Source organism: Pseudomonas sp. 2822-15, assembly GCF_002742515.1.
GTDB lineage: Bacteria > Pseudomonadota > Gammaproteobacteria > Pseudomonadales > Pseudomonadaceae > Aquipseudomonas > Aquipseudomonas salomonii.
This window is the reverse complement of record NZ_LJRY01000156.1, coordinates 457,301-474,774: the sequence shown is the minus strand read 5'-3', so window position 1 is coordinate 474,774 and position 17,474 is coordinate 457,301. Positions and strand designations below refer to the sequence as shown.

Here is a 17,474-nt window from a genome sequence, read left to right as displayed (position 1 = left end):
AAGGCGCAGTAACCATGGATGAACAACTCGCGACCCCACCCACGATTCTGCTGGTTGACGATGAAGAATCGATCCTCAACAGCCTGCGCCGGCTGTTGCGCGGCCACCCTTTCAATGTCGTGCTCGCCGGCAGCGGCGCCCAGGCCCTGGAGATCATGGCGGCCCAGCCCATCGACCTGGTGATGAGCGACGCCCGCATGCCCGGCATGGACGGCGCGCAGTTGCTGGCTGAAGTGCACCGGCTGTACCCGGCTACCAGCCGCATCCTGTTGACCGGCTATGCTGACCTCGCGACGATCATCAAGGCGATCAACGAAGGGCAGATTCACCGTTACATCAGTAAACCCTGGAATGACGAAGAACTGCCGCTGGTGTTGCGCCAGGCCCTGGAGCATCAGCGCCTGGAGCGCCTGGCCCATGAGCAGAACGATCAGCTCAAGGTGTTGAACGCCAACCTGGAAAAACGCGTGGCAGCCCGAACCAGCGAGCTGCAACAGACCGCCGACATGCTCGATCTGGCCTACGACGAGCTCAAGCGCAGCTACGTGACCGGTACCGAAGTGTTTTCGCTGTTGGCCAACCTGCGCTTGCCCAAGGACAAACAGACCAACCGCGCCTTGATCGAACTGGTGCGGGTCTACTGCGCGGCCCAGTCCATCGACGAAGCCAGCACCCGCGACCTGACCATGGCCGCTGCGCTGTACAACATCGGTAAGCTGAGCTGGAGCGACAGCATGATGGTTGCGCCGTCGGACAAGCTGCACAGCACCGACCGTGGCCTGTACCGCGAGTACCCGACCCAGAGCGAATCGCTGCTGATGACCCTCGAACCCATGAAGGATGCGGCGCGGATCATTCGCCATCACCAGGAGCGTTGGGACGGCACGGGGTTTCCCGATCACCTCAAGGGCGATGCGATCCCGCCCGGCTCGCGCCTGCTTAAACTGGCGGTGGACTTCATCGAACTGCAAAAAGGCTTGATCCTTGAACGGCATCTGAACAACGACGAAGCGTTGCTGTATATCCGCAAGTACGCCGGGCGCCTTTACGATCCGGAACTGGTGGAAGACTTCGTGCAGGCCTGCGCGGCCTTCCTCAGCGATGTGACCCTGGGCGACCCCAATGTCAAGGTCCTCTCCACCCGAGAGCTGGAAGCCGGCATGGTGCTGGCCCGCAACCTCAATGCCGATAACGGCATGCTGTTGCTGAACGCCGGCAAGGTGTTGAACCTGCCGCTGGTGGACAAGCTGATCGCGTTCGAGGCGATGGAAGGCGCGAAATACAGCGTGTTTATCAAACAACCTGAAGAGACACCGATTCTTTCATGAGCATTTCCACTATTCGAATCGCCGCCGCCCTGCTGATCGGCCGCGACGGCCAAACCCTGCTGGTGCGCAAACGTGGCACCCAGGCGTTCATGCAACCGGGCGGCAAGATCGATGCCGGTGAGCAACCCGCCGAGGCGCTGGCCCGTGAGCTGTACGAGGAACTGAACCTGCGCATCGACCCGGCTGAGGCTGTCTACCTGGGCCATTTTTCGGCCCCGGCAGCCAACGAGCCGGGCTTCACCGTGGAGGCTGAGCTGTTCCAGGTGCATATCGATTCGCCGGTGAGCCCCGCCGCTGAAATCGAAGAAGTGCGCTGGATCGACCCGGCCGGTGAGGGTGGTTTGCACCTGGCGCCGTTGACTCGCGATTGGATCCTGCCGTTTTATCGCGCGTCGCTCGCTGCATGCTGATCCGCACACTGGGGGCGAATGACGCCGAAGCTTATCGGGCGTTGATGCTGGAGGCCTATGGCACCTATCCCCAGGCGTTTACCTCCAGCGTGGCGGAGCGCGCGCGGATGCCGTTGAACTGGTGGGAAAAGCGCCTACAGAGCCCGTTGGATCAGGTGCTCGGCGCTTTCGAAGGGCAAACGCTGGCCGGCATTGTCGGCCTGGCCTTCGAACCTCGGGAAAAGGCCCGGCACAAAGTCACGCTGTTCGGCATGTACGTGACCGAGACTTATCAGTGCAAGGGCCTGGGCCGTCAGCTGGTGCAGGCGGCGCTCGATGGCGCGCGCCGCCAGCCCGGCGTCAAACTGATCCAACTGACCGTCACCGCGGGCAACCACGCCGCATTCGCGTTGTACCAGCGCTGCGGCTTTATCCAGTACGGCCTGGAGCCGTTGGCGGTACGGGTGGGCATCGAGTACTTCGACAAGATCCACATGTGGCGTGAACTCAAAGCCGACTGAAACTCTATAGGGAAACCCAATTCTGTGTGGGAGCTGGCTTGCCTGCGATGGCATCACCTCGGTGTACCAGGCAGACCGAGTCATCCGCATCGCAGGCAAGCCAGCTCCCACATTAGAGTCGTTATTTATGCGGGATTACCGCACGGCGCTGACACCATCCAGGGTCGAAAACGAGGTGTCCTTGGCGGTCAGCAAGAAGTCGCGCATATACGGCGCGTCCAGCATGTCCGCACGAATCCCCGCATATAACGTCGCAAACAAGCCCTTCTCGCCCAAACGCTTGGCCTTCACATACCCACGCGAGCTGTATTCATGCAGCGCCCAATGCGGCATGCCGCACACGCCGCGGCCGCTGGCGACCAACTGCATCATCATCACCGTGAGCTCCGAGGTGCGCACCTGGGCCGGTTCCACGTCAGCCGGTTCCAGGAACCGCGTGAAAATGTCCAGGCGGTCGCGCTCAACCGGGTAGGTGATCAGGGTTTCGCTGAGCAAGTCTTGCGGCACGATATACGACTTGTTCGCCAGCGCATGCTGGTTGGCCACGGCCAACATGGCTTCGTAGGTAAACAAGGGCACATAGGTGATGCCCGGCAGTTCCAGCGGGTCGGAGGTCACCACCAAGTCCAGGTCGCCACGGGCCAGGGCCGGCAGCGGCGCGAAGGCAAAACCTGAGGCCAGGTCCAGTTCAACCTCTGGCCAGGCATCACGGAACTGGTCGATGGTCGGCATCAGCCACTGGAAGCAGCTGTGGCACTCGATGGCCATGTGCAAACGACCGGCGGTGCCACCGGCCAGGCGCGCGATGTCGCGTTCGGCGCCGCGCAGCAAGGGCAGGGTGGCGTCGGCCAGTTGCAGCAGGCGCAGGCCGGCGCTGGTGAAGCGCAGCGGCTTGGTCTTACGCACGAATAGCGGCATGCCCAGGCGCTCTTCCAGCTCCTTGAACTGGTGGGACAGCGCCGATTGCGTCAGGTGCAGGCGTTCGGCGGCTTCAACCAGGCTGTCGGCTTCGCGCAACGCGTGCAGGGTCTTGAGGTGGCGGATTTCGAGCACGGGCGCTCCATGAAGATAATTTGTGATAAAGAGAGATAGCGTGAGTTTGTCTCATGTTCCCATCTATGTCGACCATGACCGTTGGGCGTACTTCATCAAACTGTCACGCAACTGTGGCAGCGCGCTTGAACAAACTTCATCAGACTCGCGCTCTACTGGGGTTCTGCGTTTCGGTGTTTTTCATGCGCGTGTGGTTTTTACTGGCCGCTCTATTGTTCGGCCTGCCGTCCTTTGCGGCTTCTCGATGTGATGTCAATGTCCCGACCCAAACGGTCGACCTGGAAAAAGTCAGCATCGCCTATCAGAGTATCGGCCGAGCGTCCGACCCTGCGTTGCTGCTGGTCATGGGCCTGGGCGGGCAGTTGATCCACTGGCCGGATGAAGTGGTGGTGGCCTTGTGTGAACAGGGTTTTCGGGTGATTCGCTACGACAACCGTGACGTTGGCCTGTCCACCTGGCGCCAGGCACCCGCCAGCGCCAACCTGACGTTCGAAGTGCTGCGCTACAAACTCGGTTTGCCGGTGGCGGCGCCGTACACGCTGACCGACATGGCCGACGATGCATTGGGCTTGATGGACGCGCTGCAGGTCCAGCAATTCCACGTGCTGGGCGCAAGCATGGGCGGCATGATCGCCCAGCATCTGGCAGCCATGGCGCCGCAGCGGGTCGAAAGCCTGACCCTGGTGATGACCAGCTCCGGCGCCGAAGGCCTGCCGGCGCCCAACGCCGCGTTGGTGCAGTTGCTGTCGCGGCGCAGTGCGCCGAACCGTGAAGTGGCGTTGGAACAACAAGCCGATTTACTCGCCGCCCTGGGCAGCCCCAACGTGAAAGATGATCGCCAGGCGCTGTTGCATCAGGCTGCGCTGTCCTACGACCGCGCCTTCAACCCGGACGGCGTTAAGCGTCAGATCATGGCGATTCTGGCCGAGCCGAGCCGCGTGCCTTTGCTTAACCAGTTGCGCGTGCCGACCCTGGTGGTGCACGGCACCGCCGACCCGCTGTTGCCGGTGATGCACGGTGTACACCTGGCTGCGCATATCCAGGGCAGCCAGCTGAAGCTCATACCGGGCATGGCCCACCGTTTCCAGGAAGCCTTCAAGGCGCCGCTGCTGACGGCAGTGCTGCCGTACCTCAAAGCCCATCGTGAGGATGCCGCGCATTGGGCGCAGATTGACCTGGGCGAGCCTTCGAAGCTGCTGTGAAGTTGGTGTATCGTGCAACCTTTACGGCGCATTAATACTGCCAGCGAGGTTGCCTGCCATGAGTACTCCCCTGAAAATCGATTTCGTCAGCGACGTGTCTTGCCCCTGGTGCATCATCGGCCTGCGCGGCCTGACCGAAGCCCTCGACCAACTGGGCAGCGAGGTGCAGGCCGAGATTCATTTCCAGCCGTTCGAGCTGAACCCGAAGATGCCCGCCGAAGGGCAGAACATCGTCGAGCACATCACTGAAAAATACGGCTCCACCGCCGAAGAGTCCCAGGCCAACCGTGCGCGTATCCGCGACATGGGCGCGGCGCTGGGCTTTGCCTTTCGCACGGACGGGCAGAGCCGCATCTACAACACCTTTGATGCGCACCGGCTGCTGCATTGGGCGGGGCTTGAAGGGTTGCAATACAACCTCAAGGAAGCGCTGTTCAAGGCGTATTTCAGTGATGGGAAAGACCCGTCCGACCACGCGACGCTGGCGATCATCGCCGAGAGTGTCGGGCTGGATATCCAGCGTGCGGCTGAAATTCTGGCGTCTGACGAATACGCTGCTGAAGTCCGTGAGCAGGAAGAATTGTGGATTTCACGCGGTGTGACTTCAGTCCCCACCATCGTGTTCAACGACCAATATGCGGTCAGCGGTGGGCAGCCGGCGGAGGCCTTTGTGGGTGCGATTCGCCAGATCATCCAGGAAGCCAAGGCCTGATGATCGTTCCCACGCTCTGCGTGGGAATGCCGCCCCGGACGCTCCGCGTCCTGCTCTTGAAGTCGTGACGCAGAGCGTCACAGGATGCCTTCCCACGCAGAGCGTGGGAACGATCAATGGCTCAGTCAAACGTGTAGCTGATCGCCGTCTGCACCTGGCCCTGGTTCACGTTGCCGGTCTCCTTGACGATGCTGCTGTTGGCCGCCGAACCCACCAGGTGTGTCCAGCTGGCGCTGGTCAACAGCGACCAATGGGTCGCCAGCGGGAACTCGAAACTCTGGGTCAGCGTCAGGTTCTGAAAGCCCGCGCTGGCGTTATAAGCGCGAATGCCGGACGCCGCTGACTCCTTATCGTCAACGCCAAAAAACGCCTGGGTCTGGCGCGCATCGGCAAAATGCGCCATCAGGCCGGTGCTGCCGATAATGCCGCCGCCCAGCGGGTAGCCCAGTTCGCCACCGACCTTGCCCAACACACCACTCTGATCACGCGGGCCGCCGACGGCCTGGCCGACCTGGGCGTACACGCGCCAGAACTCGGCCGGTGCGTACTGGATGAAACCCCCGACTTCGGCCATGTCCGGCACATCCCGCAAGCCACGCAGCGAGCGATCGGCCGTGCGCCCCGGCAAGTAATTGATATACGGGCCGGCGGTGAAACCGTGGGTATTGAGTGCGCTCCAGGTCAGGCCATCGTCGGTGCCCAGGCTCACATTGCCCCAGTCCAGATCGAAGTAGGGAATCGGCCGGGTTTCGTAGCGGCTGCCTGTCGGGTCGTGGGGCTGGTAGCTGACGCCTGCGCCGACTTCGCCGGTGATGCCTTCGGCCAATACCGAGCTGGAAAAGCCCCACAGCCCCAGCAAGCCGGCGAATACAGCAGAAGTAACCTTGAACATGGAGCGTTTCCTTATCTGAACTTGCGCGCATTCACGCGCGAAGCGCCTCCCTGACGCAAGCACTCATCTTGTTTGTAGCAAGCTACAAAAATTGTAGCTCCTGCGACACAAATCACCCTGCATAGCGACCAAAACCCCAGCCCCGCTGGGCTTTGGCCAGTTGGCACAGTCTCTGCAATACCCCTGGCACAAGCGCACAGAGCGCTCCTCTTCCAGGTAAACGCAATGATCCAGTGGCATATCGTGTGCGACTTCGACGGGACCATCACCCCCACCGACGTCATCGACAACGTCCTCCAGCGCTTCGCCGGCCCTGAGTGGGAAACCATCGAACAGGAATGGCTGGATGGGCATATCGGTTCCCGCGAATGCCTGAGCCGTCAACTGGCGCTGATCAAAGCCACCCCGGCTGAACTGCTGGCGTACTTCGACAGCGTTGAGATCGACCCGGACTTCCCGGACTTCGTCGATCACGTCATGGGCCTGGGCGCGACCATCGAAGTGGTCAGCGACGGCATCGAACAAGGCATCGCGCGCATCCTGTCGCGCAACTACGTGACCTTGCTGCCGATCCTCGCCAACCGCCTGCGCCAGGTCGACCAGAACAGCTGGCGCATCGACTTCCCGTACTCCAGCGATGCCTGTCGCGCCGCCTCCGGCAACTGCAAGTGCAAATCCACCCCGCGCAACAAGCGCGTGCTGGTGATCGGCGACGGCAAGTCCGACATGTGCGTGGCTTCAACCGCCGACTTCGTCTTCGCCAAAGGCAGTCTCGCCAAGTACTGCGAAGCCAACAATATTCCCCATGCGCGCTTCGACACCTTTGCCGAACTGCCCGCATTGCTGACCGCTTTGCCACAAGGCATCGCCGCTAACTCCGGCGCCTTTGCCGCCGACCTCTCTGTTGAAAATCAGGAACTCTTCCACCATGTCTGATATTCGTATCGCTACCGCCGAAGACCAGATTCTTCTGGATAAAGAAGCCAAATACTGCTCCTACGGCGACACCGTTCACTACATCGAGCCGCCGCGTATTTTCAGCCGTTGCGAAGGCTCCTACGTGTGGGACACCGAAGACCAGGCCTACCTCGACCTGCAAATGTGGTACTCGGCCGTTAACTTCGGCTACGCCAACCCGCGCCTGAACAACGCGCTGAAACAGCAGATCGACACCCTGCCGCAAATCGCCAGCCAGTACCTGCACAAAGGCAAGATCGAGCTGTCGGAAATGATCGCAGTCGACGCCAAGAACAAATTCGGCCTCGACGGTCGCGTGCACTTCAACGTCGGCGGTTCGCAGTCGATCGAAGACTCGTTGAAAGTGGTGCGTAACGCCTCCAACGGCAAAAGCCTGATGTTCGCCTTCGAAGGCGGCTACCACGGCCGTACCCTCGGCGCTTCGTCGATCACCTCGAGCTTCCGCTACCGTCGCCGCTACGGCCACTTTGGCGAGCGCGCCAACTTCATCCCGTTCCCGTACCACTTCCGCGGCCCTAAAGGCATGACCAAAGAAGAGTACGGCAGCCACTGCGTGCAGCAATTCGCGCGGCTGTTCGAGACCGAATACAACGGCGTCTGGGACCCTAAAACCAACCAGTGCGAATACGCAGCGTTCTACGTCGAGCCGATCCAGGGCACCGGCGGCTACGTGATCCCGCCGATGAACTTCTACCGCGAATTGAAGCAAGTGCTGGATCAGCACGGCATCCTGATGGTGTCCGACGAAATCCAGATGGGCTTCTACCGCACCGGCAAACTGTGGTCGATCGAGCACTTCGACGTGCAGCCGGACGTGATCGTCTTCGGTAAGGCGCTGACCAACGGCCTCAACCCGCTGGGCGGCATCTGGGCCCGTGAAGAGTTGATCAACCCGAAGGTGTTCCCGCCAGGTTCGACCCACTCCACCTTCGCCTCCAACCCACTGGGTACGGCGGTAGGCCTGGAAATGTTCAAGATGACCAGCGAAGTCGACTACGGCGCGATGGTTATGGCCAAGGGCAAATACTTCCTGGAAGGCCTGCAAGACCTGCAGAAACGTTTCCCGATCATCGGCGACGTCGACGGCCTGGGCCTGGCCCTGCGCTGCGAAATCTGCGGCCCGGATGGCTTCACGCCGGATAAGGCGACCCTGGACTACATGGTCGAAGAAGGCATGAAGGGCGACATGATCCTGGATGGCCAGAAACTCGGCTTGATCCTCGACGTGGGCGGTTACTACAAAAACGTGATCACCCTGGCACCGTCCCTGGAAATCAGCTACCCGGAAATCGACCTGGGCCTGAAACTCCTTGAGCAGTTGCTGGTGCGAGCGACCAAGCGGTGAATGCTCCTGAGTTAAAAAGCATCGGGATCGACCTCGGTGAAGGTGATGCCGGCTTCGTTCTCGGTGAAGGTCCGGTCGGGATCCTGTTGATCCACGGCCTGACCGGCACCCCGACGGAATTGCGCCAGGTCGCCAAAGGTCTGGCCAAGGCGGGTAACTGCACGGTGTACGTGCCCACACTGGCTGGGCACTGCGGCGATAACAGCGACCTGCAGGCCACCGGCTGGCTGGACTGGTACGAAGGCGTGCGCAAGACCTTTGCGCAGGTCAAGCAGCGCCACGAGCAGGTGTTTGTCGGTGGCTTGTCCATGGGCGCGGTGATGTCCATGTATGTGGCCGCCGAGCACCCAGGGCAAGTGGCCGGGCTGTTGATGTATTCGACCACCTTGAAGTACGACGGCTGGAGCATTAACAAGCTGGCGTTTTTGACGCCGTTGCTGATGAAGATCCCGTTCGGCGTGCACATCTGCCGCTTCGAAGAGAAGCCGCCTTACGGCATCAAGAACGAGCGCCTGCGGGCGATCGTCGAGCGTCAGATGAAGGAAGGCGAAAGCAGCGAGGCCGGTTTGTTGACCATGGAAGGCATCACGGTGCGCGAGTTGCACCGCATGAACGCCGTGGTCAAAAAGCGCATGCCCGAGATCAAGGTACCGGCGCTGGTGTTGCACTCCATCGAGGACGACATCACCAGCCGCTGGAACGCCGATTACGTGGAACGCCACCTCGGTGGCCCGGTGACCAAGATTCTGCTGGATAACTGCTACCACATGATCACCGTCGACCTGCAATACCGCCGGGTGATCGAGTTGAGCGCAGAATTTGTCGAGCAACACGCCGCCCCGGCTGTACAGGCACCCGTGGATTATCGACAGCGGGCATCAGCCTAAGGACTAGACGTGATTACCGCCCAAGCCTTCTCGACTATCCGGGCCATCCCGCGTTGCGCCTGGAATGACTGCTTTCCCGCAGCCCTGGAGGATTGGGATTTTTACGTCGCCGTGGAAAACGCCGCGATCGATGATTTCAAGTGGCGTTACCTGGCCGTCTACGACGATGAAACGCTGGTGGCCGTTGCCCCCGCGTTCATCACTTATTATCGCCTCGACACCACGGTGTCGGGCGCCGGCAAGCGCTTTACCGAGCGCCTGGAGCGACTGTGCCCGGGTGTTTTGCGCTTGCAGTTGTACGCCATCGGTTCGCCGGTGGCCGAGCGTTGCGACGCGGGTATCGCCAGTCACGTGCACCAGGAGCAGCGCCCGCTGCTGATCAAGCACTTGCTGGAGGCGGCCCGCCAGGACGCCGATACCTTCGGGATTGGCCTGGTGGCGGTCAAAGACGTGCCGACCAATGACCTCGACTGGGCAGACAATTGCCGCCAGGCGGGCTTTCAGAGCATGCCAAGCTTGCCCAGTGGCTGGCTGACGGTGCCTTACGGCTCGGTGGACGCCTACCTCGGCTCGCTGTGCAAGGCGGCCCGCAAAGACCTGCGCCGCAAGTTGCGCGCGCCAGGCCCACGGGTCGAGTGGCGGCACAGGATTGATGATGTGTTGCCTGAGGTGATGCGCCTGTACGAAGACACGCTCAGCCGCGCCGATTTGCAGTTCGAACGCCTGCCGGCGAGTTACTTCACCGGCATCCTGGAACGGCTGCAAGGGCGTGCGGTCTGTGCTCTTTACTGGGTGGATGAGCGGCTGGTAGCGTTCAACCTGGTGCTGTTGGACGAGCACCGCCTGGTCGATAAGTTTTTCGGGCATGACCGTGAATTCACCCGTGAATACAGTTTGTACTTTCGCTATTGGTTGACCAATGTCGACTACTGTATTGCACACAAGATCCCGCTGTACGAGTGCGGTCAGGAGGGTTATGCCAGTAAGCTGCGCCTGGGCTGTGAGTTCCGGGGCAACAGCATGTTCTTCCGTCACCGTAACCGGCTGGTCAACAGCGTGCTCAAGCTCGTGAAAATGTATATAAGACCGGATCGATCCGACCCTGCCATGGCTGCTGCGATAAGCGAAACCTGATGATCACCAAGACCCGCCAAAAAGCCCGCCCCTTTGCCATTTCGCGTTGGAGCGTCCAGCGCAAGCTGGTGCTGGCGTTCTGGCTGGTCAGCGTTATCCCGACCATGATCGCGGCCGAACTGGCGGCGACCACCTTGTCGCAGATTTTCGACAGCAACGTGCGCATCTGGCTGCAAGAATCGACCAAGATCGTCAAGGACGAAATCGGCGACATCCTGCATGACAACGCGCGCATGGCCAAACTGTTCCTGCGCTACACCGCGCCGCCGTCGAGCAAGCAAGCGGCCAAGCATGACCGCCTGACCGCCGACATCGCCGACGCCACCGATATCGATGTGGTCGCGCTGATTCGCGTGAGTGACCATAAAGTGGTGTTCAGCACCGCCGCCGACGATGTGGTCAAGCAGATCAACCTGACCAGCAACGCGGTATTGCAGACCGTGCAAGTGGCCGGCGTGACCACAGGCCTGGTGGTCTCCACATTCGAAACCACCCAGGAGGGCGTCGATTACCTGCTGCTGGTGGCCACGTACCTGGACAGCAGTTTCCTCACCAGCGTGGCCGATGTGCATTCCCTCGACCTGCGCCTGTACCTGGCCAACCCCCAAGGGTTTTCCGAGATATTCTCGACCCAGCGTTTTGAAAACCACCCTTCGCGCATCCCGAAGAATGTCGAAACCGCCATGCGCGCCACCAAGCAGCCGAGCGAGCAGTTCACCAATAACTACAGCGGTTTGTACTGGCCGATCTTCAATGACTCCGGCGAACTGCAAGGCGTGATCTTCAGCGGCCTGTTGCGCCACACCAGCCTGGTGGGGCTGGTGAACCAGAGCAACCTGTTCGTGCTGATATTCCTGCTGAGTTCGGCGTTGTCCCTGGGCGCAGGGGTCCTGGTGTCACGCCGCCTGACCAAACCGCTGCGCGATTTATCCCAGGGCGTTGACGCGGTGATCTCGGGCAATTACGAGCATCGCGTGTTGGTCACCGGCGGCGATGAGCTGGCGCAACTGAGCAGCACCTTCAACCACATGACCGAGCGCCTGGGCGAGTTGCATCACCTTGAAGCTCAACTGCGCCGTCGTGACCGGCTGCATGCGTTGGGCGAGGTCGCCATGGGCCTGGCCCACGAGATTCGCAACCCGTTGGGCATCATCAAGACCGCCACCCAATTGTTGCACCGCCGAGTTGACCTGCCGGACACCGACAAGCGCCACCTGGAATACGTGATCAGCGAAGTCAGCCGCATCAACGACCTGATCACCGAGTTTCTGGATTTCGCCAAGCCCAATCCGCCCCTGCGTGTGTTGCAGGCGGCGCGCCCGGTGGTGGAAGAAATCCTCGGCTTTTGCAGCCCGGAACTGGCCACCCATAACATCGATTCGCACATCGATGACCAGTCGCCCGGCGCGACGATCTATGCCGATGCCAAGCAACTCAAGCAGGCGTGCCTGAACCTGATCCTCAACGCCATCGACGCGATGCCCGGCGGCGGGCGCCTGACCTTGGGCATTCGCAGCGTGGACGGCAATACGGTGATCAGCATCGCCGACACCGGCCAAGGCATTCCGGCCGATATGATCGAGCGCATCTTCACACCATTCGTCACCACCAAGGCCTCGGGCACGGGCCTGGGGCTGGCTAAAGTCTATTCGATCATGGAAAGTCATGACGGCAGCATCGAATGTGCCAGTGAGAAAGATGCCGGCGCCACCTTCAGCCTGTACATTCCGGCCCATGGCGAAGACGACGGCGACGATGAGGAAGTTCATGACGCATAACGTATTGGTAGTCGACGACGAGCCCAAGCTCTGCGACTTGCTGTCATCGGCCTTGAGCCAGAATGGCATCCAGGTGTTTACCGCCGGCAACGGCCTGCACGCGCTCAAGGTGCTGGAGCAGGAAGACATCGACCTGGTGATCAGCGACTGGCGCATGCCGGGCATGGACGGGCCGGCGCTGCTGGCCGAGATAAAAGTGCGCTTCCCGGAGTTGCCGGTGATCGTGATGACCGCCTACAGCACGGTAAAAAACGCCGTGCAGTCGATGCGCAACGGCGCCTATGACTACATTGCCAAGCCGTTCGATATCGACGAGCTGGACATCACTGTGGCCAAGGCTTTGCAGTTTCGCGACATTATGCGCGACAACGCACGCCTGCGCGCCGAGCTGGATCACCATGCGCAGTTCGACAGCCTGGTGGGCGACAGCCCGGCGTTTCGCCAGGTGCTGCACGCGGTCGATTCGGTACGCGACAGCAACGCCACCATCCTGCTGACCGGCGAGAGCGGCACCGGCAAGGAAATGGTCGCGCGAGCGATTCACAAACATGGCAGCCGCGCCGACAAACCGTTCGTGGCGGTCAACTGCGCGGCCATTCCCGAAGGCTTGCTGGAAAGCGAGATGTTCGGCCATCGCAAAGGCGCCTTTACCGGCGCCGTGGCCGACCGGGTAGGGCGCTTTATGCAGGCCGACCAGGGCACTTTGTTTCTGGATGAAGTGGGCGACATGCCGTTGGCGTTGCAGGCCAAGATCCTGCGGGCCTTGCAGGAGCGCGTGATCGAGCCGGTGGGCGACCCCCGCGAGCGCAAGGTGGATGTGCGTGTGATCGCCGCCACCAACAAGAACCTGCTGGATGCGGTGGCCAATAAAGAGTTTCGCGAAGACTTGTATTACCGCCTCAATGTATTCCCAATCCCGTTGCCGGCCCTGCGCGAGCGCGCCGAAGACATCGTGCCCCTGGCTCGCCACTTCGCCCAGACCCTGAGTGCTACTGCGGGCAAACGCATCACCGGCTTCAGCCCCGAGGCATTGCAGGCGATGGCGGCTTACCACTGGCCGGGCAATATCCGTGAGCTGCAAAACTGTGTAGAGCGGGCGACTATCGTGGCGGCCTCGCCGGTGATCGAAGACATTGACTTGCCGGCTTACCTGTTTGCGTCCAAGCCTACCGAGGACGGCGTTACGGCGCTGCTGGGCGACACACCGGGCGTGCCTGCCGACCTGGATGCGGCGCTGGCTGAGGTTGAGAAAACCTACATCATGGCGGCGCTGAACGAGAGCAATGGCGTGCAGGCTGCGGCGGCGGCGAAGATCGGGATTTCCGAGAGGAGTTTTTGGTATCGGTTGAAGAAGCTGGGGATTCAGGTCGAGAAGATCATCCGCTGAAAGTGTTTGATGCCGATCGTTCCCACGCTTTGCGTGGGAACGATCAGTCACTGAAGAGCTGATTTTCTGTGGGAGCTGGCTTGCCTGCGATACAGACACCTCGGTACATCAGGCACACCGAGTTGATGCTATCGCAGGCAAGCCAGCTCCCACAGTTGGAACGATCAGTTTGAGGTGTGTCAGGCGTGGACGCGTACCCACACGCTCACCAGCACGGTCGCCGCCATCAGCCACGCCACCGCCGCCACGGCGAGTGACGCCTCCAGGCGCATGCGGTCGACCATCACATACAGTGTCGCCAAATACACAAAATACGGAATGATCGACCACATCCCAAACAGGATGGTGGTCTTCAGGTCGTCCAGCGAACGGCCCTTGCCGACGATGTAATGCGCGATCAGCGCAAAGGTCGGAAACAGCGGCACCAGCCCTGCGATGTAGTAGTTTTTGGTCTTCGCCAGCGCCGCCAGGATCAGCACCACCGCCGCGCCCAGGGCGGCTTTCAGTAGTAAGTCCATCAGTGGCTCAACCCGTATTTCTTGACCTTGTCGAACAGCGTGGTCTTGGCCATTCCCAGTTCCAGGCTCGCCTGGGTGAGGTTGCCGCCGCTGCGTTGCAGGGCATCGTTGAGCAGGTTGCGCTCGAAGGCTTCCACCGCTTCGGTAAAGGCCAGGCCGTGATTGCTGCTGCCGGCGCCGCTTTTCTTGAAGGCCGGCAAGCCCAGCGCAAAGCGCTCGGCGACGTTGCGCAGTTCACGCACGTTGCCTGGCCAGTCGTGGCTCATCAGGGTCGATACGGTCTGGTTGTCCAGCTCCGGCACACTGCGGTCAAAACGCAAGGAGGACTGCTGCAGGAAGTGTTCGAACAACTGCAGAATGTCTTCGCGGCGCTCGCGCAGCGGTGGTAATTCCAGGGTCACCACATTAAGGCGGTAGTACAGGTCGCTGCGGAACTGGCTGGCGCGGCTCAGCTCGTCAAGGTCGGATTTGGTCGCGGCAATCACCCGGCAATCCACCGCCACGCTCTGGTTGGAGCCCAGGCGTTCCAGGGTGCGTTCCTGCAACACGCGCAGCAGCTTGATCTGCAGGTTGATTGGCATGCTTTCCACTTCGTCGAGGAACAGCGTGCCCTCATGGGCGTGTTCGATCTTGCCGATACGCCGCTTGCCCGCGCCGGTAAAGGCGTTGGCTTCGTGACCGAATATTTCGCTTTCGAACAGGTTCTCCGGCAGGCCGCCGCAGTTCAGGGCAACGAACTGGTGGTCGTGGCGCCGGCTGAAATCGTGCAAGCAACGCGCGACCAGTTCCTTGCCGGTGCCGGTTTCGCCTTCGATCAGCACGTTGGCCGAGGTGTCAGCGACGTTGGCGATCAGCTCGCGCAGGTTCTGCATGGCGGGCGAGCGACCGATGATGCGGCCTTCCAGCGAGTCGCGCTCGGCCAGTTGGCGGCGCAGCGACCAGACTTCCCGTGCCAGCCCACGTTGCTCAAGGGCGCGGCGCGCCACATCGACCAGGCGTTCGGGGGAGAAGGGTTTTTCCATGAAGTCGTAGGCGCCGTTACGCATGGCGCCGACTGCCATCGAGATATCGCCATGGCCGGTGATCAGCACCACCGGCAGGCTTTTATCCAGGGCCTTGAGGCGGGTCAGCAGCTCCAGGCCGTCGATGCCTGGCAGGCGAATGTCGCTGATGACGATGCCGGCAAAGTTCTCGCCGATGCGCTTGAGCGCTTCCTCGGCACTGCCCACGCCCACGCTGTGAATGTCTTCCAGCGCCAGCGCTTGCTGGCAGCCGAGCAGCACATGGGGGTCGTCTTCGACGATCAGAACGGTGAGGTCTTTAGGATCGGTACTCATCATGTCGACTCAGCTTTTTGGGTGCCCACCAACGGCAGGCACAAGACAAAGGCAGTACCACCACTGGCCGGGTGTTCCACGGCGAGGTTGCCGCCGGTGGCCGCCGCCAGGCTGGCGGAGAGGGTCAGGCCCAGGCCCAGGCCTTGTTCGCCGGGTTTGGTGGTGAAGAACGGTTCGAATAAATGTTTGCGCGCTTCGGGGTCGATACCGTGGCCATTGTCGCGCACGTGCAGACGGTATTTACCGTCGGTGCCCTGGCCGTCCAACCATAGTTCGGGGGTCGGCTGAGCTTGCATCGCATCGAGCGCGTTGCCGATCAGGTTGACCAGGATCTGCTCCAGGCGGGTCTGGTCGATCTGCAGCCGGGCGGGGGCGAAGTCGCGGTGCACGGTCAATGGCAAGCCGTCCAGGCGCGCGCCCAGCACCTGGAAGGCGGCGTCCACGGCTTTGCCCAGGTTGGCTTCGCCCTGGTCATCACCGCGCCGGGCAAACGAGCGCAGGCTGGCGGTGATGCGGCCCATACGGTCGATCAGCTCGTTGATGGTCTTGAGGTTGGCGCTGGCGGTGTCGAGGGCGCCACGTTCGAGGAAGCGCACCGTGTTGCCCGACAGCGTGCGCAATGCCGCCAGCGGCTGGTTCAATTCATGGGCAATGCTGGTCGACATCTGGCCGATGGCGGCCAGCTTGCCGGCCTGCACCAGTTCGTCCTGGGCGCGACGCAGGGTTTCTTCGGCCTGGCGGCGTTCACGGATCTGGCCCTTGAGCCGTTCGTTGCTGGCGCGCAGGTCGGCGGTGCGTTCGGCAATCCGTCGTTCCAGCTGGCTGTTGGCTTCCTGCAAGGCTTCGCGCGCAGCGAGGCGGGTGGCGATGACTTTGCGCCGCTCGTTCCAGGCGATCAGCAGGAACGCGACCAGGCCAAAGGCGACCGCCACCAGAATGCCCTGATTGATCGCGGCGCGGCGCAGGTCGTTAAGCGGGGTCAGCAGGGTGAAGTTCCACGGCGTGTCGCTGAGCGGGCGGGTCTGGGCCAGGTAGCTGACTTCACGCTCGTCGTTGACCACTTCGCTGTTGGCCGGGAAGGTGAGTTTCTCGGAGCCTTCGTTGAGACGCTCGCGGGCCAACGGCTCCAGCTCGTTCAACGTTGCCCAGTAATATTGCAGGCTGTGGGCCAGGCGTTCCTTGGTGTCATCGCTCAGCGGGCGCACGGCCTTGAGGCGCCGGGCCGGGTCGCTGGAAAGGATGATGATGCCGTTTTCGTCGCTCACAAAGGCTTCAAGACGCGCGCGTTGCCAGCGTTCTTCGAGGGCTTCAAGGCGCACTTTGACCACGGCCACGCCGATGATCTTGCCATGCTCTTCGAGGCCGTGGGCCAGGTAGTAACCGGGTTCGCCGTTGGTGCTGCCAATGCCATAGAAACGGCCGGGCTGGCCGCGTACGGCATTTTGGAAATAGGCACGGAAGGACAGGTCTTCACCCTGGTAACTGTCGGCATCGCGCCAGTTACTGGTGGCCAGCACGCGGCCGGTGGTGTCCATCACGTAGATGGCCCGACTGCGACTGCGTCGGTTCAGGCCTTCGAGGTAACCGTTGACCGTTTGCCGGGTTTCCTGGCTCGGGTCGGCCAGCAGCCTGGAGACGCTGGATTCCAGCTCCAGCAGGCTGGGCAGGTAGGTGTATTTGCTCAGCTCGCTTTCGACGGTGCGGGCATGCAGTTCGAGCTGGCGCTCGCCGTTGTCGCTGAGGGTGCGGATGCCATAGTACTCACTGACCCAGAAGCCGATGTAACCCAGGCCGATCATCAGGGCGATGATCAACGGCGGCAGGAACAGTTGGCGAATCAGACGAGGTTTCACGGCAAGTGATGGCGGTGCGGCGCGAAATTGGTTGGGGTCGCATTTCATCACAGATGCCTTGGGTCAACCAGCGCTGTCAGCCCTGTTGCGAACCCGGTTGTGTGGGCAATTTGATTATGTGGGAGCCGGGCTTGCCCGCGATGCAGGCGCCTCGGTGTAT

The 17,474-nt window shown here is 61.5% G+C and carries 16 protein-coding genes; 11 read left to right on the top strand and 5 right to left on the bottom strand.

The window, feature by feature from the left end; all coding sequences use genetic code 11:
* Positions 1-14 precede the first annotated feature (14 nt).
* From AOA59_RS03965 to AOA59_RS03955, 3 genes are read left to right on the top strand one after another with little or no spacing between them, the layout of a single operon-like run.
* Positions 15-1,328: an HD domain-containing phosphohydrolase gene (locus AOA59_RS03965; RefSeq protein ID WP_099486012.1), complete on the top strand. Its 1,314-nt coding sequence runs from the start codon at positions 15-17 to the stop codon at positions 1,326-1,328.
* Complete coding sequence (locus AOA59_RS03960; protein WP_065928890.1) at positions 1,325-1,738, top strand: NUDIX domain-containing protein; 414 nt, start codon at positions 1,325-1,327, stop codon at positions 1,736-1,738. The genes AOA59_RS03965 and AOA59_RS03960 overlap by 4 nt, the downstream gene beginning before the upstream one ends.
* Positions 1,732-2,238, top strand: coding sequence for a GNAT family N-acetyltransferase (locus AOA59_RS03955; RefSeq protein ID WP_099486010.1), 507 nt, complete (start codon positions 1,732-1,734; stop codon positions 2,236-2,238). Before AOA59_RS03960 ends, AOA59_RS03955 begins: the two co-directional genes overlap by 7 nt.
* A 135-nt stretch (positions 2,239-2,373) precedes the next feature.
* On the opposite strand, the gene metR is transcribed toward AOA59_RS03955, so the two are convergent.
* Positions 2,374-3,291 (bottom strand): transcriptional regulator MetR, encoded by a 918-nt coding sequence (gene metR, locus AOA59_RS03945; protein WP_056858838.1) that lies wholly within the window; start codon positions 3,289-3,291, stop codon positions 2,374-2,376.
* A 182-nt stretch (positions 3,292-3,473) separates the two neighbouring features.
* Here metR and AOA59_RS03940 point away from each other — a divergent pair, with 182 nt between their 5' ends.
* Both AOA59_RS03940 and AOA59_RS03935 read left to right on the top strand, forming a co-directional pair.
* Positions 3,474-4,493 carry an alpha/beta fold hydrolase gene (locus tag AOA59_RS03940; RefSeq protein WP_069786187.1) on the top strand — a complete coding sequence of 340 codons (1,020 nt, stop codon included), beginning with the start codon at positions 3,474-3,476 and terminating at the stop codon, positions 4,491-4,493.
* A 58-nt stretch (positions 4,494-4,551) separates the two neighbouring features.
* Complete coding sequence (locus AOA59_RS03935) at positions 4,552-5,205, top strand: DsbA family oxidoreductase (protein WP_099486008.1); 654 nt, start codon at positions 4,552-4,554, stop codon at positions 5,203-5,205.
* A 121-nt stretch (positions 5,206-5,326) separates the two neighbouring features.
* On the opposite strand, the gene AOA59_RS03930 is transcribed toward AOA59_RS03935, so the two are convergent.
* On the bottom strand, positions 5,327-6,097 hold the full coding sequence (locus AOA59_RS03930; protein WP_099486006.1) for a MipA/OmpV family protein: 771 nt from the start codon (positions 6,095-6,097) through the stop codon (positions 5,327-5,329).
* 225 nt (positions 6,098-6,322) lie between these two features.
* Here AOA59_RS03930 and AOA59_RS03925 point away from each other — a divergent pair, with 225 nt between their 5' ends.
* The 6 genes from AOA59_RS03925 to AOA59_RS03900 are packed head-to-tail and all read left to right on the top strand — an operon-like array spanning position 6,323 to position 13,606.
* Positions 6,323-7,033 (top strand): MtnX-like HAD-IB family phosphatase, encoded by a 711-nt coding sequence (locus tag AOA59_RS03925; protein ID WP_065928895.1) that lies wholly within the window; start codon positions 6,323-6,325, stop codon positions 7,031-7,033.
* Positions 7,026-8,420: an aspartate aminotransferase family protein gene (locus AOA59_RS03920; RefSeq protein ID WP_099486004.1), complete on the top strand. Its 1,395-nt coding sequence runs from the start codon at positions 7,026-7,028 to the stop codon at positions 8,418-8,420. The genes AOA59_RS03925 and AOA59_RS03920 overlap by 8 nt, the downstream gene beginning before the upstream one ends.
* Positions 8,417-9,307, top strand: coding sequence for a carboxylesterase (locus AOA59_RS03915; RefSeq protein ID WP_065928896.1), 891 nt, complete (start codon positions 8,417-8,419; stop codon positions 9,305-9,307). The genes AOA59_RS03920 and AOA59_RS03915 overlap by 4 nt, the downstream gene beginning before the upstream one ends.
* Positions 9,308-9,316: 9 nt before the next feature.
* The gene (locus AOA59_RS03910; RefSeq protein WP_099486002.1) at positions 9,317-10,441 is read left to right on the top strand and encodes a GNAT family N-acetyltransferase; all 1,125 of its coding nucleotides are present in this window, start codon (positions 9,317-9,319) and stop codon (positions 10,439-10,441) included.
* The gene (locus AOA59_RS03905) at positions 10,441-12,219 is read left to right on the top strand and encodes a HAMP domain-containing sensor histidine kinase (protein ID WP_065928898.1); all 1,779 of its coding nucleotides are present in this window, start codon (positions 10,441-10,443) and stop codon (positions 12,217-12,219) included. Before AOA59_RS03910 ends, AOA59_RS03905 begins: the two co-directional genes overlap by 1 nt.
* The gene (locus tag AOA59_RS03900; RefSeq protein ID WP_099486000.1) at positions 12,209-13,606 is read left to right on the top strand and encodes a sigma-54 dependent transcriptional regulator; all 1,398 of its coding nucleotides are present in this window, start codon (positions 12,209-12,211) and stop codon (positions 13,604-13,606) included. The genes AOA59_RS03905 and AOA59_RS03900 overlap by 11 nt, the downstream gene beginning before the upstream one ends.
* A gap of 179 nt (positions 13,607-13,785) precedes the next feature.
* On the opposite strand, the gene AOA59_RS03895 is transcribed toward AOA59_RS03900, so the two are convergent.
* From AOA59_RS03895 to AOA59_RS03885, 3 genes are read right to left on the bottom strand one after another with little or no spacing between them, the layout of a single operon-like run.
* A complete protein-coding gene (locus AOA59_RS03895) occupies positions 13,786-14,124 on the bottom strand; it encodes a GlpM family protein (protein ID WP_069786192.1) in 339 nt (112 codons plus the stop codon).
* Positions 14,124-15,461, bottom strand: a complete 1,338-nt coding sequence (locus AOA59_RS03890; protein WP_065928900.1) for a sigma-54 dependent transcriptional regulator — start codon at positions 15,459-15,461, stop codon at positions 14,124-14,126. The genes AOA59_RS03895 and AOA59_RS03890 overlap by 1 nt, the downstream gene beginning before the upstream one ends.
* Positions 15,461-17,362: a sensor histidine kinase gene (locus AOA59_RS03885; protein WP_065928901.1), complete on the bottom strand. Its 1,902-nt coding sequence runs from the start codon at positions 17,360-17,362 to the stop codon at positions 15,461-15,463. The genes AOA59_RS03890 and AOA59_RS03885 overlap by 1 nt, the downstream gene beginning before the upstream one ends.
* Between the last annotated feature and the right edge of the window lie 112 nt (positions 17,363-17,474).